Origin of the sequence: Nostoc sp. NMS7 (assembly GCF_017115085.1) — a bacterium.
Taxonomy (GTDB): domain Bacteria; phylum Cyanobacteriota; class Cyanobacteriia; order Cyanobacteriales; family Nostocaceae; genus Nostoc.
On sequence record NZ_JABXKJ010000193.1, the window covers coordinates 20,054 to 47,017 of the forward strand.

Consider the following 26,964-nt stretch of genomic DNA (forward strand, 5'->3'; position numbering starts at 1 on the left):
AGAATATTTAGGCTCCGTTTTTGCTCAATTTTTTCAGGTCATAATCAACCATAACCTCAACCAATTGCTCAAATGAGTACTGAGGCTGCCAACCTAACTCCGTTTTAATTTTATTAATGGAACCAACTAACTGCACTGATTCATCAGAGCGATAAAAAGCGGGATCAACTGAGACATAATCTTGCCAGTTTAGATCAACGCAGTTAAAAGCACACTCAACCAGTTCTCTGACAGAGTGAGTTTCACCACTGGCGATGATATAGTCATCAGGTTGTGCTTGCTGCAACATCAGCCACATAGCGTAAACAGCATCTTTGGCATAGCACCAGTCACGACGGGCATCTAGGTTGCCTAATTTTAGTTCATTTGCCAAACCCAGTTTAATTTGAGCAGCTGCGTGCGTGATTTTGCGAAATACAAATTCTGTCCCACGTCTAGGCGATTCGTGAGTATAAGTAATACCACAGCAGTTGTAAAGGTTGTATTTTTGCCGATAGTTGACAGTCATCCAATGAGCGTAAGCTTTGGCAACACCATAAGGATTCCGGGGACGAAAAGCAGTACGTTCAGTCTGGGGCGATTCGTCAGGTTGACCAAAAACTTCACTACTAGATGCTTGGTAGAATCTGGCATCTGGTTTGCAACGACGAATAGACTCTAAGAGGCGAGAGACACCGAGGGCTGTATATTCAGCAGTGAGAGCAGGTTGTGTCCAAGACAGAGGAACGTAGCTTTGAGAGGCGAGATTATAAATTTCGTCAGGTTGAGCTTCGGCAATCACATCCATTAAAGAGGATTGGTCTAAAAGATCGCCAGATAAAATTTGAATTTGGTTAAATAAATGGTTGATACGTTCTAGATTGCTGGTGCTGGAACGACGGACTAGGCCAAAGACTTGGTAGCCTTTTGATAGGAGGAGTTCGGCAAGGTAGGAACCATCCTGTCCTGTTAAACCTGTTATGAAAGCTTTTTTGGTCACAGTAATAACCTTTGAGAAACCTAAGTACTCAGATACGGGGGTAATTAGTTATAGTGGCATGACACGACTAAAGTAGTACAAATTTTAATGAAGGTAACTTAAGTTTTATCAAAGCTTTAGGCTGTTCCTCTGATGCACCAATTTAGCTGTGTCATGCCATTAGGGTCAGAAAATAAGTTTGAGAACCATTGAGATATCCAATTAAAAGAAGAATTTCGACCAGCAGAGCATAAGTGATAATGCAAAAATCAGGCAGAAAAAATCCCCAGTTCCAACTCTTTCAAGATATTCAAAAAAGCCTCTATCTGCTAAACTCCGCTTTTTAATCTAAACTGCGAAAATTAGTAAGTATACCTGATTCTAATTGTTAGATTTTTTCAAATTTAATTCATAGTTTAGCAAGAAGTTAATTACTAATAAAGTATATAGCTTCTGCAACTTTTTTTATCTGCATATCCAAGGTTTTGTAATCCATCCAATTACTTAATTCTTCTCCTATCTTGTCTACCAACTTATACGCTAATACACTACATCTAAACCTTTGAATCTTTTCTCCAAAGCTAACGATCGCCTGAGCATAAATTTCCGGGTTATGTTTATTTTGTAAAAGCTGCTGACCATTTTCTCCTATTTTTGTAAAGAATTGGGGATTCGCCAAAAAACTTTTGAGGTGCTGTTGGATATCCTCAATTTCATAATTTGGACGCACAAATGCAACAGTGTCTTCCGATTGTTCTGCATACCAACCAACCTTTGTAACTAGACTAGGAAGTGCGTGACTCCAAATCCGAAGTTGACTCAGTGATGCTTCTCCCATAGTCGGATGGCGTAGATTAATGGCTAAATTAGCATTTGCCAAAGCCAAGTCTAACTCAGCATCCGCAACAAAATCATGTAGTTTTACTAGATTACTAAGTCCTAATAGTTTAATTTGTTCCTCAATATAATTTTTATTCCAAACTTGCCCATATATATCTAAGAAAAACTTATTTTTTTCAGGTAAGCTAGATAATGCCTTGAACAAAAAATCTAATCCACGGTTGGCACCAATATAGCCAAATACAATTAAGCGATAGGGTGCTTTATTATTTTTACTTTGTGGATTTGCTTGCCATTCACTTATATACGGTAGTGGCGCATAGCCGACAAACCATTGCTTCTCTTGCTTAATAGTTTGGAAATCCACTTTTGTATGTGTGACAACTCCAACTGCATTCTCTAAAGCTAAAAATGTTAGCGGATAGAATTCACTCATGAACTCAATTGAAATATTACCACTCAAGAATTTCCCGACTGCTTGCTCACCCTGAATCCCGTAGTATTTTTTCATCTGAAATAAATAAGCATCTAGATTCGACTTTTGTTCTCGATGTAGATAAATACTAGCAAAAAAGTGCTGTAATCTAATATCATGTAAAACAACTAAACCTGGGCATTGACGACTAACCTGCCATATTGCGAAGTGAAAGTCTGGATTATTGCCTATATGATACACATTTAAATCCGCTTGGTTAATTTCAACCCAAGGAATATTAGGCAAATCATAATGACGCACTATGGCGTACTTCTCCAAAGATGAACTCCAGTGCTGTTGATCTGTCCACAGCACAATTTCAGCATATTTTTGCAACGTAGGAATCAATTGAGATGTATACTCAGCAATGCCGGACTTTGTAGGCGATAGTGGGGAAAACCAGTTAATTTTCATGAGACTAGCTTTTGAACAACTGTAGACCATGAAATGCTGAGGCTATGATAATAATCTCGTCCTGCCTTACCAAGAGCTTGTGCCCAAGAGCGATTTTCCCATAATTGATCCATCGCTGCGGCTAGAGATGTAGAAGTAGGTTCAGCAAATAAACCCGTTTCTTCATGACGGATAAATTCTAAGGAACCTCCTGAATCTGTACAAGTAATAACGGGTTTAGACGCTAGCATTGCTTCCAGAGTGACATAACCATAATCTTCATCCAAAGGTGGGTAAATAACTCCTATACTTTTTGCATAGGTTATAATTTTTTCTTCTTCACTAATTTCACCTAAAAAAACTACTCTATTGGCAATATTTAATTTTTTAGCCAAATCCTTTAAGTGTTCACCATAACTTTCTGTATCTGGTTTACCTGCAAACAATACCTTTACAGGATTCTTTGTTTCTGCAAGGGCTTTGATTACAAGTTCATGTCGTTTGATAGGTGTAAGCCTACTGGGAAAAAACAGATAATCATTTATATCTTCACAATAGAAAAGCTCGGAATTTTGAGGAGGGTGATAAATCGGGATAGAATCTACTTGATTAAATCTCTTTAATCTTCGAGAAACATTTCCAGAAAGAGTATAAATAGACTTATATTCTTTTAATGCTTGATTATCAGCATTAATAATTGCTTCACGAACCTGTAGTCCATTGGGAAATGTAATTAAATCACAATAATTTGTATCCCATAAATCATAAGCTGTGCGATGCTGATGCAAAAGCCACATAACCTTATTAGGGTGAGGTATTAAGTATGCAGGAAACTTTAAACCTATAATTTTATCTACTGCTTGACCACAACATTCTGAGAGGTCTAACAATCTACAAGCCAACATATGATCCAGAATCCGCTGTGGAGGATACCATTTAAAGGGAATTGCAACTATCTCGGCTTCATGACCGGCAGCAGATATAGCTTTTAGAAGACCTTCTGCTAGTATCTCTGCACCTCCTCTAATAAAGGGAACTTGAGTCGTAACTATCAATACTCTCATGGTTTAAATCCTACAAGTGCATAATCTTGTGGCCCATAAAAGTAATCACTGAAACGTTCAGCCAGTTCCGACCCAGTTAATCTAGGTTGAGTAGTTTCAGGATGAAGCTTAATACATCTAACTTTGGATAGACCAAATGATTCTGCCACAAATGTGATCATAGAACTTGGCAGTGGATTACGATGTGTCGGATCTAAATAGAATGTGTTACTACCTACTAAGATATTATCTGGATTTGGTGTTTCAAAAATCACCAATCCTCCTGTCTTAAGCACTCTCATAGTCTCAGTAAATAACTTTAGCAATACCTCAAATGCTAAGTGTTCAATGATATGGAAACCAGTTACTGCACCCAAGCTAGCATCTGGCAAAGATTGCAAATAGCTAATTACATCTCCTTCTATAACCTCTAGTCCTCTAATTCGGCACTGCTCTATCATTACTCTGTTAATATCCAAACCCCTAGTAATGTATCCTGAATCTTGGAGAAGTTCTAGCCATTCACCCCGCCCACAACCCACATCTAAAATTGGGGATTCAGGTGTGCCTACCTTTGCTTGTTCAATCAATGGTAAATAAACTTTTAACCTACTTAAAATTTCTTCACGGCTACCTCTAAATTTCTCCTCAAAAGCAACATAAAAAGCATCTAAAAAATGTATATCTTCATTGATAAAAGTTTTTAATTGCTCTTGACTAAAAGGTTCCGGTAAACGTTTCCTTGCCTCTTCTAGAAACATTGTTATTAGACGCTTCTGCTGCATTAGGTCATTTTTCAGGTAGCTATCGTTTCTGATGTAAAGTTCATCTCTTGTTTGGATACGAGTGTCTGTACTAATAAGACGCTCATTTACTCCTTGCATTTGAGTATCTACAACACCCAAATGCTCACCTATTCCTTGCATTTGAGTATCTACAACACCCAAATACTCACCTATTCCTTGCATTTGAGTATCTACAACACCCAAATGCTCACCTATTCCTTGCATTTGAGTATCTACAACACCCAAATGCTCACCTATTCCTTGCATTTGAGTATCTACAACACCCAAATGCTCACCTATTCCTTGCATTTGAGTATCTACAACACCTAAATGCTCACCTATTCCTTGTACTCTAATATTCATAGCATCCAAGCGCTGTTGAATATTAGTTGATAAACTATTAACTAAAGTATCAATACTGTTAAAGCTGTTATCTATTCTTTGGACGCTTCCATCCAGAGTATCCAGGCGCTCATCCATTTGCACCTTTAAAGTGGTGATTTGCTCTATTAGCTGGCGATTCAGCGCTACAGACTCTTTTAGAGAATCAATTAGATTGAAATTGACTTCTCGTTGATCTTTAAAAATAAAATTAATCGCTCTCAAAATAAATTTTTGTAACTTAGTGTTAAATTTAAAAGGAAAGCGATTCAGCTTATCAGGCCACTTTGTCCGAATACATGACCGAGACTCTGCATTTCTAAGCAAAGCTTCAATATAGCTAATATTTAATATCATGTTTGATGTGTCGAAATTAGATTTTGAATCTAGTGGCTGAGATTTAACTTGACGTTTAGCCACTTCGTTACAAATCTTTTGTATTAATTCCTCAACGTTAATTTCTGGATTGTTTGCTTCAATCATCATTTATATTTTCAAAATATATAAAATTTTCACTTTGACGGGATTATTTCTTTAACTATTTTTGCTGGAATTCCTGCTACTACATGATAACTAGGAACATCGCATTTCACAACTGCGCCTGCCGCTACGACAGAATTTTTACCAATTTTACAAGGGCCTATTATGGTGGCATTGCTTGCGATCCAAGCCCCTTCCTCAACTACAATATCATTTCCTTCAGTTGGAAAATTGTGCATCCTCTCTAACCCAAAATTTCTATAGTCGTGAGTTCCAGTTATTACACTAACATTATGCCCAAAAAAAACATATTCTCCTATTACTATATTTCCAGAAGATAAGTTAAACAATGCATTATTTACAATGCATGTTTGTGACAATTTTAGTCTTTGAGGTTCTCCAAAAACCAAGTATTGTTTTAAATTTACATCTTTGATGCGCTGATCGAAATATCCTTGCGTTAGAGATTGTCTGAGGTAAGTATCAAAATATAATTTTATCCAGCTTTCGATCTGAGATTTCAAAGAATTTTTAATTATTTTGTACATAGTGATTCCTCGTAGAGTCTTATCTTCCTGCCAGATACTTGAAAGACTCCTTCTACCAAATCATTCACTGCTGCTTGTATAACTATGGCATTCTGAATCCAGTCCAGCATTTCTAAATTTTCGTGTGTTCCATCTCCAAATGCGATATCTAAGGCATAATTTCCACCAGCCAAGTGAGGCCAAATAAACTCAAAATCAACTGTTGCTCTTCCTATTTCTGATTTAGATAGCCAGTAGTTAGCAAAATTTTTATCTAAGAGTTCTGTACTCCATCCTGATAAAACAGTTCTCAATCTATCCAGTAATGCTATGCCAACATTTGGTTTTCTAACTTTATCGTATCTGAATGTCGTGATTCTAATTTTTAATACATCTCCAGGATAAACCAACTTAATAGATTGCCCCTCACTATCCAACACAGAGATATCCTCAATTTCTGCACGTCCTGTACCAAATCTTTCAAATCCATAAAAAGCCATATACGGCTTTTTCGTAAACGGATTTAATTCTTTAATGGTGATTTTAGCCAAATCAATTTCTTCTTCACTCGCAGGAATATTATCATTATTATTTGAATCCAAATTTATAGTAGTTCTTTTATTTACTTCTTCATGCACCCATGCTTGATAGTGTTTACATACTTCAGCAGGTTGTCCAGTGTCTACAATAATCCCTTGATTAATCCACATAGCTTTTGAACATAGGCGTGAAATAGATCCTATATCATGAGAGACAAATAATATTGTTCCTCCAGCATCTTGAAAATCTCTAATTTTGGCCATGCAACGATGGACAAAGATACCATCGCCTACTGCTAAAGATTCATCTACAATTAAAACTTCTGGTTTAACGTTGATTGCTACTGAAAATGCTAAACGAACAAACATACCACTAGAGTATGTTTTGACTGGCTGCTCCATGAAATCGCCAATTTCAGCAAAGGAAGCAATTTTGTCAAATTTTTCTTCTATTTCTGCTCGGCTTAATCCTAAAATTTGCCCATTAAAAAATACATTTTGTCTGCCAGTAAATTCGGGATTAAATCCGCTACCTAATTCGAGTAAGGCTGAAACTCTACCGTTAACCCATACCTCGCCTGTAGTTGGTGTTAAGGTTCCAGCAATGATTTGTAGCAATGTACTTTTACCAGAACCATTTTGACCAATAATTCCTAATGTCTTTCCTTTAGGAATTTCCAAGTTAATATTATGTAATGCCCAAAACTCATAAGCCTGGCTCTTACTAGGTAGTAAAATTTCTTTGAGCCTGTCTACTGGACGAGCATACTGCTTGTAGCACTTTGAGATATTCTTCAGCGAAATTGCAATCTCCTCACCCATAACATTGTTTATTTAAACTACTAACGAACTTGACACGGTACAACTTTATCAATTAATAATTAATTAGATGATTAAAATTTCGGTTTTTTGTCGAATCATATCGCTATCTACTATACAGTTCACATTAGTATTTGCTGGTCTTCAGAGCAGTTAAGCTATAAACCTTGATTACAATACATCGGCAAAAGCTGGACGCAAACGCTTGTAAACTGTAAAACCACAACAAAATATAATTGTTGCTACCATACAAGCAACTCCCCATTCACCCCAATGCTTCACCTCGCCAACTAAAACTATGTCACGATAAACTTCAGCAATCGCTGCTATTGGATTTAACCAGAATACCAAATTCCGCCACTCCTCTGGAATTGCTGTTGCTGGATAGACAAGCGGTGTCGCATAAAACCAAATATTTAAAATCAATCCTAAAGTCTGCGGGATATCTCGCAAAAACACTGTTAATCCTGCTGCTAAATAGCCCAACCCTGCTGTTAGCAATAGCTGGGTTAGCCAGACCAAGGGTAATAGCGCCAAGGTAGTATGTAAAGTATGAGAAGTTACCGCCACGAAAAAAATCAATGCCATTAAACCGAAAGAACTTTCAATGAATGTTGACAAAACTGGCACTAGGGGTAACAAAGCGAGAGGAAACACCACCTTCTTAACTAAATTCGGTTGTCCTAGTACCGAATTAGCGGACTGCATTAGACCACCTGTAAAAGCAATCCAAGGAAGTAACCCTGCAAATAGCCACAAACCAAAGGTAAAATCATTTGCTGGTAAACCCTTAAGAGTAGTCAGCTTCACCTTCAGGACAGTGGAAAACACATAAGTATAAATAAATAATTGTGATAGCTGATTTAGCAAAGGCCACAAGTTGCCCAAAACAGAACCCTTGTAACGCGCCTCTAAATCTCGGCGTACTAGAGTTCTCAGTAAGTCGAAGTTCACCCACAACTGTCCATTTATGGGCAAAATCCCCCTCCATCTCCCTAGCTTACGTACAACTCCCCGCATTGTCGGCAACAATTTCTGCTTCCTCGCTCACAACTCACTATTCACTCACCTAATTGCTCTCACAGAAGTATTATATTTATGAAAGTTCCTTTTTTAGGGAATTTAAAATAAAAAATATCCCACTACTTCTTGTAAGGTGGGTGTCTCAACTGCCTTTGGCTGTGGGCGGATAGGATAGCCACCCCAAAAGATTAAATAATTTATTTGTTGAAAATCCCTTTACTGCTTTTAGAATCTATGATCACGAGAAAATTCTCTTGAAATTATCTTCATTACTATACTATCAATCGGCTATTGTCAAGTGTATTTTTACTATAAATATAACTTCTGTTTGCAAGCCTGCTTTGCTTGTTAAGGATGCGAGTTTTTGCTTAACTCAAGTTATCTGGATCAACTCCCTGCGATCGCAAATATTCTGCTAATTTATCAGCCCGTTGGCGCTCTTGTTCAGCTCGTTCTGCCAAGGTTGGCACCCAACCTGCGGCATTATACCAACGTAACCACAAACCTGTTGTTTGCTGATAAGTACCCTGCCATAGTCCTAATCCTAGTTCTAACTTGTCCAGCCAGAAACGGTTTTCTGTTAGGGAAATTGGCTCATAACTAGTGCCAGTGAGTCGAAAGGCGCGGAGATTATTTTCATAACGGTCATAAACAACGTAGTAGGGAACACGCAAAATCCCTTCGTATACTTCCCACTTCGTCGGCGGTTGATTTATCTCCCTTAATTTTTGTCCCAAGTCATCTTGTTCAGTACCTGGGGAAAGTAATTCCACGATTAAAAATGGATCAACTCCCTCTTGCCAAACGACGTAACTTAAGCGTAGGTCTTGTTGTTGACTAGCACTAGGTACTCCCAAAACTAAGTACCAATCAGGACGCTTGTACCACAAAGTATGGCGGGGGTCGTAGTAAAGGTTCAAGTCACTAGCAACTAAAATTTCCTCAGATGAATAGTTGGGAGGTTGACAAGTTTCACTGAGTAAATCCGCCTGAATGCAATGAAATTCGTCTGGCAAACCTGATTCCCCGACTAATTCGCTAGGTAAATCATACATCGTCGGCATGGTTTCTTGGGGCGGACGGGGTGGAATTGGTTGATACATAACTACTACCTTTGTTGCTTAACTCAAACTATCTGGATTAACTCCTAACGATCGCAAATGTTCCGCCAATAGTTGCGATCGCATCTATTCTTGTTCCAACCGCAATTGCGCCTCAAATGCCTGTTGCGCTGTGACAAACATTGGGTATATAAGAGTTTGGTTGTTGATTTAATTTTAAGCTGTAAGCTCAGGAGTTAGAAGTTTGAAATTTTCTCCCTGATCTCCCCGGAATTTGTCAAAGCAGAGTCACGGATTCCGCTACACTGAGACTTGGTTTATTTGAAATCAGGTATGGAAATCGGACAAAAGGTTAAAGTATTTCGTTTGCGCGATCGCGTTTCTGCCCCCGTTGTGAAAAAACTCGGACAAGTGGGTATCATCCAAGGCTACAAAGTCACCGATGGTGCTGGAATTGGTGTAGTAGTACTGTTTGAAGACAATTATTCCACTTGGTTTTTTGAAGATGAAATCAAACCTGTGTAGTCGGAATAACTCAGAACCGGGTTTTTCTTAATATCTGAACTTGAAAGCACAGGCTCAGAGTCTTTATTGAGTGCTAAGTTGGAGTTGAAAAACAAAGGCGGTGAAAATAGGAATCAAGTAATGGCTCTAATATTGACATTTTTGGGCAAAGGCGGCACCGCTCGTACCAAAATTGCGATCGCCGCCGCCAAATTATTGGCAAGTCAAGGCAAGCGCGTACTTCTAGCAGGACATCCAGAACCAGCATTACCAATTCTGCTGGGTACTCCCATTGCTGCCGATCCCCAGGAAATTGCTCCCAATTTGCAAGCAGTCCAGTTTCAAGCATCTGTACTACTAGAACGCAACTGGGACGAAGCGAAGAAACTTGAGGCGCAATATCTCCGCACGCCCATCTTCAAAGACGTTTTTGGTCAAGAACTGGTAGTATTGCCGGGGATGGACAGCGCCCTAGCTCTGAATGCGATCCGCGAATATGATGCTAGTGGCAAATATGATGCGATCGTCTACGATGGCACGGGTGACTCTTTAACGTTGCGAATGTTGGGTTTACCAGAATCTCTCAGTTGGTATGTGCGGCGATTTCGGCAATTGTTTGTCAACTCCGATTTGGGAAAGACGATTACGGAATCGCCCTTGATTCAACCACTGATTAGCAGCTTTTTCAATATCAACTGGACGGCAGATAACTTTTCCGGCCCCACTAATCAAGTCAATAATTTCTTAGAAAAGGGGAGAACCGCTCTTGCTGATCCCAAGCGTTTGGCTGCTTTCTTGGTGACTACTGGAGATCCCATTGAGGTAGCAAATGCTCGTTATTTGTGGGGTAGCGCTCAACAAATCGGTTTAACTGTAGGTGGTGTTCTACTTGTGTCGAGTGAGACAAACGTCAACCTGTCAGAGGAATTTATACCCCTAAGAGTGAGCGTCATTCCCGACTCGCCAACAGGTGACTGGCAACCACTGATAGATGCCCTACCCAACTTTGAAGCAGAAGCGTTACAGGCTCCCAAACCAATTGAGATAGACATCCACAATCGTCAAGTACGCTTATTCTTGCCAAGTTTTGACAAAAAGCAAGTCAAACTCACCCAATACGGGCCAGAAGTAACAGTAGAAGCAGGAGATCAGCGACGGAATATTCCCTTACCCCCGGCTCTGAGTGGCAGACCCGTTGCTGGAGCAAAGTTTCAGAATAATTATTTGATAATTTCCTTTTAAGTTACGGGAGTGGGGAATGGGGGACAAGGGGGACAAGGGAGACAAGGGGGACAAGGGGGACAAAGGGGACAAGGGGGACAAGGGGGACAAAGGGGAATAACTTATGCCCAATGCCCCATTCCCAATGCCCCATTCCCAATACCCTATTCCCAATGCCCCATTCCCAATGCCCAATGCCCTATTAATCAGTAAATATTATGTCAGAATCAACTCCCATTACCCCAGATCCCAATCCATCTGAGGCGCTAGACTCAGTAGTAAATAATCCCAATGAGCAAGCGATTGCATCTGCCTCTAGCAGCGCGAAAACTAGGCAACTGTTGGGGATGAAAGGTGCAGCGTCTGGGGAAACTTCAATTTGGAAAATTCGTTTGCAGCTAATGAAGCCGATTACCTGGATTCCCCTAATTTGGGGCGTAGTTTGTGGTGCGGCTTCTTCTGGTAACTATACCTGGACACTGGAAAATGTGTTGAAGGTAGCAACCTGTATGTTATTGGCTGGGCCATTGATGACAGGTTACACCCAAATCCTCAATGATTACTACGATCGCGAAATTGATGCGATCAATGAACCCTATCGCCCGATTCCCTCTGGGGCAATTCCCCTACCCCAGGTAATTATTCAGATTTGGGTATTACTGATTGCTGGCATTAGTTTGGCATTTGTGCTAGATGTGTGGTCTGGTGATGAATTTCCGACAATTACAGCGATCGCAATCATCGGTTCTTTCATCGCCTACATTTATTCTGCACCTCCCCTGAAACTCAAGCAAAACGGCTGGCTAGGCAGCTACGCCTTGGGTGCAAGCTATATTACCCTACCTTGGTCTACAGGACACGCTTTGTTTGGTGATCTCAATTCCACAATTGTAATTTTGACAATGTTTTACAGCTTGGCTGGATTGGGTATTGCCATTGTCAATGATTTTAAGAGTGTAGAAGGTGATCGTCAGCTAGGATTACAGTCATTACCCGTAATGTTTGGTATCACCACTGCGGCATGGATTTGTGTAGTGACGATTGATGTCTTTCAAGGATTGATCGCAGCTTATCTCGTCAGCATCCATGAGAATTTGTACGCCGCAATACTAGTACTGTTAATCATCCCGCAAATCACCTTGCAGGATATGTATTTTCTGCGCGATCCTGTGAAGAATGATGTTAAATACCAAGCCAGCGCCCAACCGTTCCTTGTTCTAGGAATGCTCGTCACTGGTTTAGCACTGGGTCATGCTGGCGTTTAACTTAATACTTCTTAGGAATTAGGAGTTAAGATATTAGCACTTACGCAAAATTCTCTCAAAAACCTGACTTGTCGTAGTGGTAATTCATGTAGCTTTAGCTTCCCGCAGGGTATTACCGCTACTTTGGAACTTTTTTGCGTAAGTCCTGGATACTTCTAACTCCTAATTTGTATTAAGACATACCGTGTTTAAACTGCTATCTTTCCTGATTCATGCAATTCAACCTTTCTTAATCCCGATTTGCTTTGTCGTTGCTTGGACTGTAATTATTCTCCTTGTTGTGAATCTCTGGGCGGCGGCGCGAGATAGTGTGACTACAGCCAAGCAAATGCATCAAATTCCCTGTACTGGTTGCCAATTTTTTACCGACAATTACCGTCTTAAATGTACTGTACGCCCATCTATTGCCAATACAGAAGAAGCGATCAATTGTTCTGACTATCAACCAAAGACGAATCCTTATTTGTATTAGGGAGTGGGGAGTGGGTGAATTGTATACCCATTTACTTCACTATTCATGAAGTTGCCTTGGAGAAGCATCATAAGCTAGACGAGGTATACATGCTTGGAATCTCACAAGCCTCCTTACTGTAGCTCCGAAGGTGGTTAGTGAAGCTGTTGATAAGATTAAAGATAAGGTCACTGTTTATTCTGGGGGACTTTTAATAAAAACACATCGATTCGGCTCTTTTTCTTAGTTTGTGTTATCGTTGCTGGTCTTTATGGTGTAGTCACGCTAAAGCCTACAACGATTGTATTTCAAATGCTTCCAGCAATGATTGCTCTCATTATTGTTTCATCCCTAAGTTTTGACAGCAATTTTTTTGGGCCTTTTTCAAAGAATGATATTCAGAAATTTTCCTTGTAATGTATTTATATGGATGATGATCATAAAAATTATTGTTATCAATATAATATATACGAAAAAAAGCACTTATAAAAATTAGTTTGTGTTTTTATGGACACGTCACTCCGTTCTCTTAAAGATGCATTTAAAAATGCGGCTCTTAGAGCTAGATATAACAACAATCAAGGTCTTTATGCATTTATTCTGGTAACACCATCTGATAAGTTTGCTTTCCAAGAATTAGTGGGTTCTTATGAGGAGATTCACTGGGTAACAGGCAAATATATTCGAGTCATTGGGCCTTCCATTACAGTTGATAATCAACGCGTCCCGCGAGAAAAGGTAGCAGAACTTATCACATCAAAATTCAGCACAGAATATTTTTCACAATTCAAACATAATCAAACTAGAGAATCATATGACTTTGCTCGGTTTATCGATCTTCCTGAAAATAATCTTCCTGCTATAGTGTTTTTTGATACACTTCTTAATCCCACCGAATATGCAGTATGGAAGATAGATTTTAATAGTTCTGGCTTAATAACATTGTTCCGTAGCCTAGCTACTCACTTAAATGAGAAATGCTGCTGGCAAGATATCGAGGCGCTTCAATAGTTAGAGAAACATGGAAGCGCTAAAGTGCATACTCTTGAATCAAAATTACAAGGGCAGAAATCTCGTATCAACAACCGGAAGGAAAGGCTGCAAAAATCTATTGCAATACAAGAACAACAGGCTCTTTCAGATGCTATCAAACAAGCAGAGTCCCGTCTTAAAATAATTGCAAAAATGATAGAAGCAGAGAAAAATAATATCTGCATTTTTGAATGTGGTTGAGGGCATTCGCCGATCAGTTGAAAGCCGAAAGTAAATGTTTACAGCCTAAAGACACTAAACCAGTAGACCCTCCGAAACAGGTATTATCTCTAGATAACGATGATATATTAGTTATCACTGAAAAAGTGATTGACGATAAAATCAAAAAATCAGGATTACCTTTTGAAAGAATTGTAAGCTTCTGGTGAATTAAAGGTAAAGTCATCTATTCATATAAAACCTGCTATAATTTTTAGTTTTTTATCTTGCCCATTGCTGCAATATATAAGCATAAAAAGCCTCTTTATCTACCTGATCCATTGCATAAATTTTCCGACCACTAGAGACTACTTTAGTACGCCCCTGACTCAGACCGGTGGTGATAATTTCAGTTTCCCATCCGCGCAACTGATAGAATTCCGGGTGTGCCAAATAAGCTGTCGCCAGTACATCCCAAAAATAATAATCTTGAGGGATAACCAGTGCATAACATTGTCCAGCTAAATCAGAGATGGGATAGTGGCGTTGTCGTCCCATTTTTTGCACTAATTCTGATGTGACTGGGACATTGTTAGTTAAATCCAAAGGACACATAATAATTTCAATTTGGGTTTGCCATACCCGCGCTGCTGAAATTGCGTCCCAATAAACATTCCATTCGGCAGAACCATCTTGTCCTGCTTCTAAACTTTTTTCCACATTACCAGCAACATTCAACGCACCCCCCATCCAAACAATTTTGTGAATCTTCGCTTCAATTTCCGGTGCTTTGTCTAAAGCCACTGCAACCGTCGTCAGCGGCCCCGTTACCATCAACGTTACGGGGCTTGATGCCTCCTGCAACACCTTGATCATGAAATCTTGACCTGTTTCGGCAACCAGAGGCGTGGTGATGGTTTCGCTTAGATTGAGAATGGGGAGATGGTCAACGATAAACGAATCACGGCGATAAAGAGTAGGAAATGGATTGATACCGCGCACAGTGCTTTCTGCAACCGAGATATGAGAAAATCCCATCAAATCGATAATTTTACGTGTGGCGCTAACAGCCGGTTGGATATAACAATCTGCTGGAGTGACTACAACACCAAGAAGTTCAATATGATCCATCGTCAACAGCAGCATAGTTGCTAGATAATCATCCACACCGCCATCGTGATCCATTAATACAAGTTGTTTTGACATAAAGGGAGAATTAATCATGAATGAGTTTATGGAAGCTGCAATTCAAGAAGCAAAACAAGGTAGACAAGAAGGTGGTATTCCCATAGGTTCGGTTCTGGTCAAGGATGGTAAAATTCTTGGCAGAGGACACAATAAACGTGTGCAAGATGGCGATCCTGTCACTCACGCTGAAATCGATTGTCTCCGCAATGCTGGTAGAGTTGGCAGCTACAGAGGCACAACACTCTATTCAACTTTAATGCCGTGTTATCTGTGCGCTGGGGCTGTGGTACAATTTGGGATTAAAAAAGTCATTGCTGGAGAATCTAGAACTTTTCCTGGTGCTAAAGAATTTATGGTATCTCACGGCGTGGAAGTAATTGATCTTAATCTTGACGAATGCGAACAAATGATGAGTAAGTTTATTCAAACTAACCCCGAACTTTGGAATGAAGATATCGGTAATTAGAGGCGATTAATCGCGTCTGTACAGGAGTTTGGAGAGACGCGATTAATCGCGTCTGTACAGGAGTAGCCCTGCCAAGGTGACTTTTGATCAGAGAATTATGGCAGGGATGAAGGAGGCTACTGATCACTCCTAACCCAGCAAAAGTGTGCTGTTATTATCAATCGGGGTAAGAGTTTCACTAGGAGGCATGTCTGGGTTGGGCTGCGCCAATGCATTATAGGTCTGAATGTAACGCCGCACTTCTAGCGGAAAGTTGGGGTAATCTAATACTGCATCCCCATCGGCAATAGTTGACCAAAAGTCTCGCAAACTAGGAGCTAATTTTTTGGCCTGTGATAATGGTAAGTTTAATGGAGACTGAGTTAGTAACTTGATTAAAAAGGGGAAAGAGCGATCGCCCATCCACTGCCGCGATGACTGTTGCAAGTCAGGAAACTCCGGCACTGACTCTACCCGATGGGATAAAATTTGCAACGATTCTTTACCTTCGTTATCCCGATGAAACTCTAGCACCCGATAAGGATGAGGATAGCTAACTAAAGAACCAGTGGTAATATCATACACTCCATCTGAGTAAGCAATATCCTGAATGTGCAAATGCCCAGTAAATACTAGCTTGACTCCGTAGCGCCTCAGCAATTGCAACAGTTCTGCTGAATTCGCCAACATATAGCGATTTGCCAGTGGATGGCTCGATTGATTGGGCAAATGCTCCACTACATTATGATGCACCATCACTAGAACTAATTCATCACCAGATGCCGCCAGTACCTCTTCTAACCACCGTAGCTGTTTGGTATCCAAACACCCCACTTGTTCACCCTGTTCATTAAAAGAGTTAGAATTCAGTCCAATCAGCTTAACTCCAGGCAATAACTGACGAATGTAGTACATCTGCTGTGGATCTTCATAGCCAAACTTCGTGTAATAGTACGGAAAATCCGCAAAAGCAATTGATTGTTGCGAAGCCAACAGCACAGGAACGTCATGATTACCAGGAACAACATAGACGGGAAAAGGTAGCTGGGCTAAACATTGTTGCAACCAGGCGTGGTTCTCTGGTTCGCCATGCTGGGTTAAATCTCCTGGTAACAATAAGAAATCTAAATCGAGTTGTATTAAATGTTCTAGTACACTTTTAAATGCTGAGATGCTAACTTCCACTAGATGAAACCGACTGGGATGATCCCAGATTGTGTGGGGAAGTGCCAAGTGTAAGTCGCTAACTACCGCAAACCGAAAATTGAGAGTCATTGATTTATGAAAATGTTAAAAGCAGGGGTTAAAACAAGCCTTTTCCCAAAAGTATAACTCTTACTTTCTCTCACTGCTTAGGAATGCGTCTATTTAACATTTGTATACATTAGAACTGATGCAAAACTACACAGGGTAGGAGCAATTCGTGAATTGCCCCTACTACTCCCCTTTTCGATAAAATAACTTAGCAGATCAGCAAGTAACAGGTTTAGAATCATGGCTCAAGCTAGTATTGGGATTATTGGTGGTAGCGGTCTTTACAAAATGGACGCGCTCAAAGATGTAGAAGAGGTGCGAGTTGAGACTCCTTTTGGTTCACCATCTGATGCTTTGATTCTGGGGACTTTGGATGGTACACGGGTAGCTTTTTTGGCGCGTCATGGTCGCAATCATACGCTTTTACCCTCTGAGTTACCGTTTCGCGCTAATATTTATGCGATGAAACAATTGGGTGTGGAGTATTTAATTTCAGCTAGTGCTGTGGGTTCCTTGAAAGCAGAGGCGAAACCACTGGATATGGTGGTGCCAGATCAGTTTATTGATAGAACAAAAAATCGGATTTCAACCTTTTTCGGTGAAGGAATTGTTGCTCATATTGCCTTTGGTGATCCGATTTGTAAGAATTTGGCTGTTGTGTTGGCAGATGCGATCGCATCTCTCAATTTACCAGAAGTTACTCTCCATCGCGGCGGTACTTATGTGTGCATGGAGGGGCCAGCTTTTTCCACTAAGGCAGAATCAAATCTTTACCGCAGTTGGGGTGCAACAATCATTGGGATGACGAATTTACCAGAGGCGAAGTTGGCAAGGGAAGCCGAAATTGCCTATACAACTTTAGCGCTGGTGACAGATTATGATTGTTGGCATCCAGACCATGACAGTGTGACAGTGGAGATGGTAATTGGCAATTTGCTGCGGAATGCTGTAAATGCTCAAAAGGTGATTCAAGAAACTGTGCGGCGCTTGAGTGAAAATCCGCCGCCGAGTGAGGCGCATTCGGCGTTGCAATATGCGATTTTGACTCAGTTGGATAAAGTACCAACGGCGACAAAGGAAAAGTTAGGGTTATTGTTGCAGAAGTATTTGTAGTATATGAATGTGCGATCGCAACCACGGGCTACGCTTATGCAGTTTCTTAGTAGAGTTTTGCGTAAAAGCGTAGCGTTTTTAATGCAGGGGAACGCATTGGCATTGCAGGGGATTGCAAAATTTAATTTGCTACAAATTAATGAAATGCTGTATTTAGATTAGAGTAAGTGCGATGTCTACGATGGGCTATGATCATAAAATCATACAGGCGATCGCTTTATCCCAAGTTCGGGCGTCACCGAATAGCCCGTACTTCTCTACGAGACGCTGCGCGAACGGCAAGTGTTACCCTGAGCTTGTCGAAGGGCTCAGTAACCAGCGTAGACATCGCTCATTACTATAGCAGTTCTCAGTTGAGTGAAATACAGACCTAACAAGAACAGCCCCAACCTTTGTAGGATTGGGGAGTAAGATTCAAAGCCTCGTAGCCCCGTGGGGAGAGGTTTTGAAACCCAGTTTCAGTTTTTCTCTGCTTGTATGAAACCACCCTGATCTCCACCAACGAAGAAGGGGTAAACGACTGTTGTCAAAATATATAGATTTACCTAGAATTATAACAAGTAATTCTCGGTAAAGAATGGATAGGCTGATTAGCATTGGTGAACTAGCCGAATTAAAAGCCGTGAGTGTTGATACAATCAGACGCTGGGAGCGTGAAGGCAAAATTAAATCTGTAAGAACAGATGGTGGTCATCGTCGGTATAAACTTACTGACTTCGTAGAACAAGCTGTTGGAAAAACAATAGCTTATGCAAGAGTTTCAAGTCACGACCAAAAATCAGACTTAGACAGACAAGATGCCGTTTTGTCTGCTTATTGCGCTTCCAGGGGATGGAGTTACGAAGTGATTCGGGATCTTGGTAGTGGGATGAACTACCGCAAAAAGGGATTAACTAAGCTCATTACAACACTTTTGGATGGTGAAGTTGCAAGGCTAGTGATTACTCACAAAGATCGTTTATTGAGATTTGGTTCGGAATTAGTATTTGCGATTTGTGAATATCATGGCGCAGAAATCATAATTCTCAATAGGAAAGAGGATGCAACCTTTGAAGAAGACCTCGCCTCAGATGTTCTGGAAGTGATAACAGTTTTTTCTGCACGACTATATGGCTCTCGCTCCAGTAAAAACAAAAAGCTCCTTGAGAAGAAAAGCAAAATCTCTAGAAGAGTAGTAGTGTATAGAGGAATAACCACATTGAAGGGTCGAATCAATGTCTACTATTACCTACTGCAAGGGATTACCCACACCAGAGACAGAAATGAACGCACTTGGGCAAACCGAGCTTGAAATGTTCCTGGAGTCGTATACACCGATTTTTCGCAGTGGAGCAATGGAAACAGTTAATCATTTGCTTTTTGGTGATGAGTTTAATAAATCTCAATGGAACACGCATTTACAATTGAGCTATGGCATCAATAAGCGACACGCTAATGGTGTAATTAGTTTTGCTAAGGGGAAAGTGGATGCTGCCAAGGCTCATAGGGAACTGCATATCAAAACTATTGTAGGTAAGATAAAATCAATTGAGAAATGGCTAAAATCATCTGAGCGTAAATTAAAGTTAGCTAGGAAGTTTTACGCGAAAAAGAATTGGCAGCATTCTAAAACCGGGTGTAACTTTCCTCTGTCTTGTTCATTAAAATACCGTGATACCAACTGGAGTAATTTAAAATTCCAAATTCATGGTAAAAAACGCAAACTTGTACTATTTAAAAATAAATTAGAACACCTGAAAGTTAAACCTATCAGGGTTTACGTGCCCCACGGCAATGTTTTTATAGTCGGTTCTAAAGATGAATCTTTTGGGAATCAAGTTGCACAGTGGGACAGTCAAACAATCAAAATTCGTGTCCCCCAGTGCCTAGAGTCTAGATTTGGTAAAACAGTTAGTTCTAATATTGGTAATTTTGATTGGAACATAAACCGATTACCGGATATTGGAGCGCATACTTGGCATTTCTTCTGCAAAAATGGCAGATGGGTTACAGCAGTTCAGTTCACTCCAAAACCTGTAAAACAACAGTCGCGGAGTGTTAACTATGGTGGAATTGGGATTGACCTAAATCCTGGCTCTATTGGATGGGCTTATGTTGACCCAGATGGTAACTTAAAAGCTAAAGGTCAGATACTTTTACAAATGGGATTACCCAATGGTAAACAAGACTCAAACATTGTTGGAGCAGTTTTACAACTTGCAGCATTAGCAGGTTCTTTTGAGTGTCCTGTGGTATGTGAAGAGTTAGATTTCGCAGATAAAAAAGAACGATTGGGTGAAGAATCAAGAAAATACGCTCGAATGTTATCAAGTTGGGCGTACAGCAGGTTTTACGAATTACTTCAATCAATCCTATCGAATCGTGGTATTGAACTTATAACGGTCAATCCAGCCTATTCCAGCCTCATTGGATTGGTAAAATACATGAAAATGTACGCGTTATCTAGCGATTATGCTGCGGCGTTAATAATTGCCCGTCGTGGAATGAAACTCTCTGAACGATTACCCAGTGCCATAAACGCCTACTTTGAGGTGAACTCAGAGAAGCACGTATGGCACTGGTGGTCACAACTGAATAAACAAATCAAACGTTCCGGTAAAATAAATCGCAGACACGATTTTTTTACTGTTTCTAACTGGGATTTTCTGATCAACCTCATTTCTGGGGAAGCGCAAGCATTAGAAAAGAGCGTTTAAAACTTATACCGCAGAGTTAATCTAGATTTGCATAGATTTTTAGAAGCTGTAAGATTTTACTTACATCCTAAAGACTGGCGAGTATCCACACCAGTTTTAGAATTCACACCACTTGCCTTCACACAAAGTTTTTTCACTTGTATGCCATCTAAAATCGCATTCGTAAAATCAGCACCAGTGACATCCACGCCATCAAAAGTAGAACGCAGCATCATTGCATCGGTCAATACAGCATCACTTAAATCAGCATTCTTAAACCTTGTTAGATAGGCTATGCCTTCACTAAAATCAGCACCATGTAAATTTACTTGCTGCAATACGCTACCGTTAAACACGCTACCACGTAAGTTAGCATTGCTAAAATTAGCATTCTCTAACTTGAGATTGGTAAACTCAGTGCCAATTAAACTTTGACCAGAGTAATCCTTGCCCTTAAGTTCATCATTCCCCACAGAACGGGTAATACTGGAAGAACTTGCAGCTTGCGCCGATAGGGGAAAGAAAAAAAGAACCATAGCTAAGACAAAGCTAGCTAACAGTTGCCAATATTTCATAATCTCTTCTTAATAAATCTCAACACTTGTACCATTAACTATTAAAGCTTACAGAAGGGGAGTGGGGAGTGGGGAGTGGGAGATGAGGGGGATGAGGGAGATAAGGGGGAATTATTGAACAAGTCTCTCCCTTGTCTCCCCCCTCTTCCTTGTCTCCCTTGTCTCTTATCCATGCCCAATGCTCAAATTTGCTCACAAGTCTGTAAAACTAGAAGGCATCTCGTAGGATGATAGATGTTGAGGTGCGATCGCAAAATAATTACCTGTGGCTAATCAAGAAGACAACGCCCAAACTGTGGCGCGAACTCCCTTATATCAATTGGGTGTAGAACTCAAAGCCCGACTTACCAGCTTTGGCGGCTGGGAAATGCCCGTGCAATTTAGTGGCATTAGCCGCGAACACGAGGCTGTAAGAAATACAGCCGGAATGTTCGATATTTCCCACATGGGCAAATTTACCCTCCAAGGTAAAAACCTGATTTCCCAACTCCAGCTTCTAGTGCCTTCAGACTTGAGTCGTTTGCAACCCGGTCAAGCACAATACACCGTATTGTTAAATCCCCAAGCCGGAATTATTGACGACATCATTGTTTATTACCAAGGTGAAGACGCCACTGGGACACAGAGAGCATTTATCATAGTCAATGCCGCAACCTCCAGTAAAGATAAAGCATGGCTATTGCAACACCTTGACTTGGATAAGGTGCAATTCCAAGACCTTTCACCAGAAAAAGTCTTAATTGCCGTGCAAGGGCCAAAAGCGATTAAATATCTCCAGCCATTAGTGCAAGAAGACTTACAACCAATCAAAGCCTTCGGACATTTAGAAGCAACATTACTAGGTAAACCTGCCTTCCTAGCCCGCACAGGTTACACCGGAGAAGATGGCTTTGAAGTGATGGTAGATCCAGATGTGGGAGTAGAATTGTGGCGAAGTCTCCATAATGCTGGTGTTATCCCCTGTGGACTCGGTGCGAGAGATACCCTGCGGCTAGAAGCGGCGATGGCACTTTACGGACAAGATATCGATGACATCACCACACCCTTAGAAGCAGGTTTGGGGTGGCTAGTTCACTTAGATACCAAAGGCGATTTTATTGGTCGGGAAGTTTTAGTACAGCAAAAAGCCGTTGGAGTGCAGCGCCGATTGGTAGGTTTGCAAACCCAAGGACGCAACATTGCCCGTCACGGTTATCAAGTGTTATCCGCAGGTAAAATTGTGGGAGAAGTTACCAGTGGCACTCTGTCGCCCACACTTGGTTATCCCATTGCTTTAGCCTACGTTCCCAGCCAGTTAGCAACTGTCACTCAGCAGCTAGAAGTCGAAATTCGCGGCAAAGCTTATCCAGCAGTTGTAGTTAAACGTCCCTTTTATCGGTCAAAAAATCGTGTCGCCAACTGATAAGCGTCGAGGTTTTTGAGGAATAATGTGTTGTAAGTTACTCAATCTACAGTAAGGTTCATTTACTAGATATGGCTTGGATGACTGTTAGGGTAATAATTTTTTTGATAAGGGAGAGGAAGTGATATGTCTTTTGAATATCCTCAAGATTTCAGATACCTGGATTCTCATGAATATGTGCGACTAGATGGGGAAATTGGCACCATTGGCATTACTGAATTTGCCGTACATGAATTGGGTGATATCGTCTTTTTGGAACTGCCAGAAATTGGTGACGCTCTTACCAGGGGAGAAAACTTTGGCACAATTGAATCAGTGAAAGCCGTTGAAGAACTGAATTCACCCATAACAGGCACAGTTATAGAACGCAATGAAGCTTTAATTAATTCTCCTGAAGAAGTCTCAGAAGACCCCTACGGGGAAGGGTGGTTTTTGAAAGTGCGCGTCAATGACCCTGGCGAAGTTGAGGATGCCTTGACAGCAGATGAGTATCGCGCCCTGGTAGAAGGGGAGTAGGGAGTAGGGAGTTAGGGAGTAGGGGGGGATGAGGAGGACAAGGGGGACAAGGGGGACAAGGGGGACAGAATTAATTACACAATGTCATTGCGAATGGAGCGTACTTTTTTGGAGAAGCAAGCTACGCGGTAGCCTCTGGTAGAGAAGCGGAATCAAGCAATCACAAAGGCTGGGCTTGCTTTGCAATAACTGTAAATATTTTTGTGTCATCTACTTAAAATTTTCTCCCTCATCTCCCTCATCTTCCACTGCACCCGAAGATAAATCATGAAATTTAGATGAACTGAAAAGTTACATCTAAATTTCATGAGTATTTATTGCAAAATATTAAATAGTACCATCTGGAGAGTAATTTGTGGTATCACACGCCCCCATTCTCAAGTCTAATGAGCAGCAAGTGCTGGACGAAAGAAGTCAAAAGTTAAGTAGTTTTGCGCCAAGACACATTGGCCCTAACTCTGATGACATCCAGCAAATGCTTAAGGTCTTGGGGTTTCCCAGCCTGGATGCCCTAATTGACCAAACAGTTCCACAGATAATCAGGCTGAAGCAACCGCTAAAGTTACCAGAAGCAGAAAGTGAGTATGCAGCACTGGCATCATTAAAAAAAGTTGCTGCCAAAAATCAGGTTTTCCGCTCATACATTGGTATGGGATATTACGACAGTATTACCCCACCTGTGATTGGGCGTAACATTTTAGAAAACCCCGGTTGGTATACTGCCTACACTCCTTATCAGCCAGAAATTGCCCAAGGGCGACTAGAAGCGCTGCTGAATTTTCAAACCCTGATTATCGATTTAACAGGTTTGGAAATTGCCAATGCTTCGTTACTCGATGAAGCCACAGCAGCAGCTGAAGCAATGAGTCTAAGCTATGGTGTCTCTAAAAATCAGGCAAATGCGTATTTCGTCTCTGGTGATTGCCATCCCCAAACTATCGACGTGTTGCAAACACGGGCGAAACCATTAGGGATTAAGATCATTGTCGGCGATCATCAAACATTTGATTTTGATCAACCAATTTTTGGGGCTGTTCTGCAATATCCTGCAAGTGATGGCATCATTTATGACTACCGCGCTTTTATAGAAAAAGCCCATGCTAAGGGTGCATTGGTGACGGTAGCAGCAGATCCTTTAAGTTTAACTTTGCTAACGCCTCCTGGGGAATTTGGCGCTGATATTGCTGTCGGCAGCACCCAGCGCTTCGGTATTCCGTTGGGGTTTGGGGGACCTCATGCGGCATACTTTGCTACGAAGGAAGAATATAAGCGACTGGTTCCAGGGCGAATTGTGGGAGTATCAAAAGATGCTCAAGGTAAGCCTGCATTGCGTCTCGCCTTACAAACCCGCGAACAGCACATCCGCCGTGAAAAAGCTACTAGTAATATCTGTACTGCACAGGTGCTACTGGCGGTAATGGCGAGTATGTACGCCGTCTATCATGGCCCGGTTGGACTGAAACAAATTGCTGAAAATATCCACTCCTTGACGGTGTTGCTAGCAGCAGGACTGAAGCGTTTAGGTTACAAAGTCGTTTCAGAATCTTACTTTGATACGCTGCGAGTAGAACTGGGAAGACGCAATTTAAAAGATATTCTGGCAGCTAGCGAACAACTTCAAATTAACCTGCGGGTTTTTGATGCAACTGCTGTTGGTATTTCGCTAAATGAAACAACTACACCAGAAGACTTAATCGACCTCTGGCAGATTTTTGCTGGTACAGATGATTTACCTTTTACCCTAGAAGAATTAATTTCTCCGTCTCTTCCCCATTTCTCCCTCCCCCGCACAAGTACATATCTCACTCACCCAGTCTTTAACCGCTATCACTCAGAAACTGAGTTGTTGCGCTATCTGCACAAGCTGGAAAGCAAGGACTTATCGCTAACTACATCGATGATTCCCTTGGGTTCTTGCACAATGAAGTTAAATGCAACAGCTGAGATGATTCCGGTAACTTGGGAGGAATTTGGCAAGATTCATCCATTTGCCCCGGCATCGCAAACGCAAGGTTATCAAATCCTGTTTAAACAACTTGAGGCATGGTTAGCTGAAATTACCGGGTTTGCGGGAATTTCTCTACAACCAAATGCTGGTTCTCAAGGGGAGTATACGGGACTTTTGGTGATTCGTCAGTATCACGAAAATCGGGGTGAAGGACACCGCAATGTCTGTTTGATTCCCACCTCTGCACACGGAACAAACCCTGCAAGTGCGGTGATGTGCGGGATGAAGGTGGTGGCAGTTGCCTGTGATTCACAAGGTAATATTGATGTCGATGACTTAAAGGCTAAGGCAGAAAAACACAGCAATCAACTCGCCGCCTTAATGGTGACATATCCTTCAACTCACGGTGTTTTTGAGGAGCCAATTCAGGAAATCTGCGCTGTTGTTCATAGTCACGGTGGACAAGTTTACATGGATGGGGCAAATATGAACGCCCAAGTGGGAATTTGCCGTCCTGGGGATATTGGCGCAGATGTCTGTCACTTGAATCTGCACAAAACCTTCTGTATTCCTCATGGTGGCGGTGGCCCTGGTATGGGACCCATTGGAGTTGCTTCTCATTTGGTGCGATTTTTGCCCGGACACCCTGTTGTGGGGAGTGGAGAAGAAATTTCTAATTCTCAACGTATTGGTGCGGTTGCTGCCGCGCCTTGGGGTAGTCCTAGTATCTTGGTGATTTCTTGGATGTACATTGCCATGATGGGTGCAGCTGGTTTAACCCAAGCAACTAAGGTGGCGATTCTCAACGCTAACTATATCGCCAAGAAACTGGAATCGTTCTATCCGGTTTTGTATCAGGGGAAAAATGGTCTAGTTGCCCATGAATGTATTTTAGATTTGCGATCGCTCAAAAAATCGGCTGCGATCGAAATCGATGATGTTGCCAAGCGTCTCATGGACTACGGTTTCCATGCGCCGACTGTCTCCTGGCCTGTAGCGGGTACAATCATGGTAGAACCTACAGAAAGTGAATCTAAACAAGAGTTGGATCGTTTCTGTGATGCATTGATTTCTATTCGCCAAGAAATTGCCGAAATAGAATCAGGTAAGGTAGATATCCAAGATAATGTTTTGAAGAACGCACCGCACACTGCCGAAAGTCTCATCGTCGGAGAATGGCAGCATCCTTATTCTCGTGAACAAGCTGCCTATCCTGCGCCTTGGACTCGTGAGTATAAATTTTGGCCAGCTGTTGGTCGCATTGATGCAGCCTTTGGCGATCGGAATTTTGTTTGTTCTTGTCTGCCAATGGATGCTTATTAGTTGTATAAATATCCCCCCAAACCCCTTTTTTAAGGGCTATCGTGTACATACAAGTCTCTGTTGACGCAATTTACAGTTTATCGAATAGCCCAAAGAAACCTCACCCTGGTTATGCTACGCAAAACCTGTCCCTCTCCGTGAGTTCAGAGAGGGATGTCCGCAAGGACAAGGTGAGGTTTTTGTTTGCTAATAATTATCAAACTACAATTGTTTGAGCGAATTTACGATTTTCAGGTTTAGGTTTAACTGTAATCTCTACGTCACTACCTAACTTATTTAGATAAACTATCAATCTATCTGTTGAAAAACCACTTAATCTACCTCTAATTAGTAAAGAAACTTTTGGTTGATCTATTCCTATAATTTCGGCTGCTTGAACTTGTGTTAAATTTAGATTAGTAATGATTTCACTGATTTTACGTACTAGTTCAGCTTTCAATAATCTTTGTTCAGGATTAGATAAACCTAAGTCAGCAAATACATTTCCGTTAGTAACATCAACTTTATTTTCTTCCAGGACTTACGCAACTGGCACAAATAGCGGGCAGGGCGCAGCCTTGACACGCGAC

General features: G+C 41.2%; 27 protein-coding genes and 1 pseudogene. 16 read left to right on the forward strand and 12 right to left on the reverse strand.

Translation table 11 applies throughout. From position 1 onward, the window contains the following. Positions 1-7: 7 nt before the first annotated feature. From HWQ38_RS21725 to HWQ38_RS21760, 8 genes are all read right to left on the reverse strand, one after another. Entirely contained in the window at positions 8-979 is a 972-nt protein-coding gene (locus HWQ38_RS21725; RefSeq protein ID WP_292797643.1) for a GDP-mannose 4,6-dehydratase, read from the reverse strand. 406 nt (positions 980-1,385) lie between these two features. Further along, on the reverse strand, positions 1,386-2,687 hold the full coding sequence (locus HWQ38_RS21730; protein ID WP_292797644.1) for a glycosyltransferase: 1,302 nt from the start codon (positions 2,685-2,687) through the stop codon (positions 1,386-1,388). Continuing rightward, complete coding sequence (locus HWQ38_RS21735; RefSeq protein WP_292797645.1) at positions 2,684-3,730, reverse strand: glycosyltransferase family 4 protein; 1,047 nt, start codon at positions 3,728-3,730, stop codon at positions 2,684-2,686. Before HWQ38_RS21735 ends, HWQ38_RS21730 begins: the two co-directional genes overlap by 4 nt. Further along, positions 3,727-5,361 carry a class I SAM-dependent methyltransferase gene (locus HWQ38_RS21740; protein ID WP_292797646.1) on the reverse strand — a complete coding sequence of 545 codons (1,635 nt, stop codon included), beginning with the start codon at positions 5,359-5,361 and terminating at the stop codon, positions 3,727-3,729. The genes HWQ38_RS21735 and HWQ38_RS21740 overlap by 4 nt, the downstream gene beginning before the upstream one ends. Before the next feature lie 26 nt (positions 5,362-5,387). Next, positions 5,388-5,903, reverse strand: a complete 516-nt coding sequence (locus HWQ38_RS21745; protein WP_292797648.1) for an acyltransferase — start codon at positions 5,901-5,903, stop codon at positions 5,388-5,390. Next, positions 5,891-7,243, reverse strand: coding sequence for an ABC transporter ATP-binding protein (locus HWQ38_RS21750; RefSeq protein ID WP_292797649.1), 1,353 nt, complete (start codon positions 7,241-7,243; stop codon positions 5,891-5,893). The genes HWQ38_RS21745 and HWQ38_RS21750 overlap by 13 nt, the downstream gene beginning before the upstream one ends. 168 nt (positions 7,244-7,411) lie before the next feature. Next, positions 7,412-8,260 carry an ABC transporter permease gene (locus tag HWQ38_RS21755; RefSeq protein ID WP_292797690.1) on the reverse strand — a complete coding sequence of 283 codons (849 nt, stop codon included), beginning with the start codon at positions 8,258-8,260 and terminating at the stop codon, positions 7,412-7,414. A 371-nt stretch (positions 8,261-8,631) separates the two neighbouring features. Continuing rightward, the gene (locus HWQ38_RS21760; protein WP_292797650.1) at positions 8,632-9,366 is read right to left on the reverse strand and encodes a Uma2 family endonuclease; all 735 of its coding nucleotides are present in this window, start codon (positions 9,364-9,366) and stop codon (positions 8,632-8,634) included. A gap of 291 nt (positions 9,367-9,657) precedes the next feature. Between HWQ38_RS21760 and HWQ38_RS21765 the strand changes: the two genes are divergently transcribed. The 9 genes and pseudogenes from HWQ38_RS21765 to HWQ38_RS21800 all read left to right on the forward strand — a co-directional run bounded on the left by HWQ38_RS21765 (position 9,658) and on the right by HWQ38_RS21800 (position 14,186). Further along, positions 9,658-9,849: a DUF2862 domain-containing protein gene (locus tag HWQ38_RS21765; RefSeq protein ID WP_292797652.1), complete on the forward strand. Its 192-nt coding sequence runs from the start codon at positions 9,658-9,660 to the stop codon at positions 9,847-9,849. Between the two features lie 120 nt (positions 9,850-9,969). Next, positions 9,970-11,070: an ArsA family ATPase gene (locus HWQ38_RS21770; protein WP_292797653.1), complete on the forward strand. Its 1,101-nt coding sequence runs from the start codon at positions 9,970-9,972 to the stop codon at positions 11,068-11,070. 9 nt (positions 11,071-11,079) lie between these two features. Continuing rightward, positions 11,080-11,262 (forward strand): hypothetical protein, encoded by a 183-nt coding sequence (locus HWQ38_RS21775; RefSeq protein WP_292797654.1) that lies wholly within the window; start codon positions 11,080-11,082, stop codon positions 11,260-11,262. A gap of 5 nt (positions 11,263-11,267) precedes the next feature. Further along, the gene (gene chlG / locus HWQ38_RS21780; protein ID WP_292797656.1) at positions 11,268-12,314 is read left to right on the forward strand and encodes a chlorophyll synthase ChlG; all 1,047 of its coding nucleotides are present in this window, start codon (positions 11,268-11,270) and stop codon (positions 12,312-12,314) included. A gap of 184 nt (positions 12,315-12,498) precedes the next feature. After that, positions 12,499-12,786 (forward strand): hypothetical protein, encoded by a 288-nt coding sequence (locus HWQ38_RS21785; RefSeq protein ID WP_292797657.1) that lies wholly within the window; start codon positions 12,499-12,501, stop codon positions 12,784-12,786. 183 nt (positions 12,787-12,969) lie between these two features. Then, positions 12,970-13,182, forward strand: a pseudogene (locus HWQ38_RS40550) (DUF1304 family protein); the annotation flags it as partial. Between the two features lie 90 nt (positions 13,183-13,272). Further along, a complete protein-coding gene (locus tag HWQ38_RS21790; protein ID WP_292797659.1) occupies positions 13,273-13,776 on the forward strand; it encodes a hypothetical protein in 504 nt (167 codons plus the stop codon). A gap of 24 nt (positions 13,777-13,800) precedes the next feature. Next, positions 13,801-13,998, forward strand: coding sequence for a hypothetical protein (locus HWQ38_RS21795; protein WP_292797661.1), 198 nt, complete (start codon positions 13,801-13,803; stop codon positions 13,996-13,998). Further along, positions 13,989-14,186, forward strand: a complete 198-nt coding sequence (locus tag HWQ38_RS21800) for a hypothetical protein (protein ID WP_292797663.1) — start codon at positions 13,989-13,991, stop codon at positions 14,184-14,186. Before HWQ38_RS21795 ends, HWQ38_RS21800 begins: the two co-directional genes overlap by 10 nt. 52 nt (positions 14,187-14,238) lie before the next feature. On the opposite strand, the gene HWQ38_RS21805 is transcribed toward HWQ38_RS21800, so the two are convergent. Next, complete coding sequence (locus HWQ38_RS21805) at positions 14,239-15,162, reverse strand: nucleoside hydrolase (RefSeq protein ID WP_292797693.1); 924 nt, start codon at positions 15,160-15,162, stop codon at positions 14,239-14,241. A gap of 16 nt (positions 15,163-15,178) precedes the next feature. Between HWQ38_RS21805 and HWQ38_RS21810 the strand changes: the two genes are divergently transcribed. Further along, entirely contained in the window at positions 15,179-15,610 is a 432-nt protein-coding gene (locus HWQ38_RS21810) for a nucleoside deaminase (protein ID WP_292797664.1), read from the forward strand. A 129-nt stretch (positions 15,611-15,739) separates the two neighbouring features. Here the strand turns inward: HWQ38_RS21810 and HWQ38_RS21815 are convergent, their stop codons facing one another. Further along, the gene (locus HWQ38_RS21815) at positions 15,740-16,864 is read right to left on the reverse strand and encodes a metallophosphoesterase (RefSeq protein WP_292797666.1); all 1,125 of its coding nucleotides are present in this window, start codon (positions 16,862-16,864) and stop codon (positions 15,740-15,742) included. Positions 16,865-17,083: 219 nt separating this feature from the next. Here HWQ38_RS21815 and HWQ38_RS21820 point away from each other — a divergent pair, with 219 nt between their 5' ends. From HWQ38_RS21820 to HWQ38_RS21830, 3 genes are all read left to right on the forward strand, one after another. Next, complete coding sequence (locus HWQ38_RS21820) at positions 17,084-17,956, forward strand: S-methyl-5'-thioadenosine phosphorylase (protein ID WP_292797668.1); 873 nt, start codon at positions 17,084-17,086, stop codon at positions 17,954-17,956. Positions 17,957-18,533: 577 nt separating this feature from the next. Then, positions 18,534-19,247 (forward strand): IS607 family transposase, encoded by a 714-nt coding sequence (locus HWQ38_RS21825; RefSeq protein ID WP_292797671.1) that lies wholly within the window; start codon positions 18,534-18,536, stop codon positions 19,245-19,247. Further along, positions 19,171-20,652 carry a hypothetical protein gene (locus HWQ38_RS21830; RefSeq protein ID WP_292797674.1) on the forward strand — a complete coding sequence of 494 codons (1,482 nt, stop codon included), beginning with the start codon at positions 19,171-19,173 and terminating at the stop codon, positions 20,650-20,652. Before HWQ38_RS21825 ends, HWQ38_RS21830 begins: the two co-directional genes overlap by 77 nt. A 56-nt stretch (positions 20,653-20,708) precedes the next feature. Here the strand turns inward: HWQ38_RS21830 and HWQ38_RS21835 are convergent, their stop codons facing one another. After that, a complete protein-coding gene (locus HWQ38_RS21835) occupies positions 20,709-21,206 on the reverse strand; it encodes a pentapeptide repeat-containing protein (protein ID WP_292797677.1) in 498 nt (165 codons plus the stop codon). Positions 21,207-21,471: 265 nt separating this feature from the next. Here HWQ38_RS21835 and gcvT point away from each other — a divergent pair, with 265 nt between their 5' ends. The 3 genes from gcvT (at position 21,472) to gcvP (ending at position 26,395) form a co-directional block, all read left to right on the forward strand. Further along, positions 21,472-22,608, forward strand: coding sequence for a glycine cleavage system aminomethyltransferase GcvT (gene gcvT, locus HWQ38_RS21840; RefSeq protein ID WP_292797680.1), 1,137 nt, complete (start codon positions 21,472-21,474; stop codon positions 22,606-22,608). A gap of 126 nt (positions 22,609-22,734) precedes the next feature. Further along, positions 22,735-23,124 carry a glycine cleavage system protein GcvH gene (gcvH, locus tag HWQ38_RS21845; protein ID WP_292797682.1) on the forward strand — a complete coding sequence of 130 codons (390 nt, stop codon included), beginning with the start codon at positions 22,735-22,737 and terminating at the stop codon, positions 23,122-23,124. Between the two features lie 355 nt (positions 23,125-23,479). After that, positions 23,480-26,395, forward strand: coding sequence for an aminomethyl-transferring glycine dehydrogenase (gene gcvP / locus HWQ38_RS21850; protein WP_292797684.1), 2,916 nt, complete (start codon positions 23,480-23,482; stop codon positions 26,393-26,395). Positions 26,396-26,591: 196 nt separating this feature from the next. On the opposite strand, the gene HWQ38_RS21855 is transcribed toward gcvP, so the two are convergent. Further along, positions 26,592-26,912 carry a helix-turn-helix domain-containing protein gene (locus HWQ38_RS21855; protein ID WP_292797696.1) on the reverse strand — a complete coding sequence of 107 codons (321 nt, stop codon included), beginning with the start codon at positions 26,910-26,912 and terminating at the stop codon, positions 26,592-26,594. Positions 26,913-26,964 lie beyond the last annotated feature (52 nt).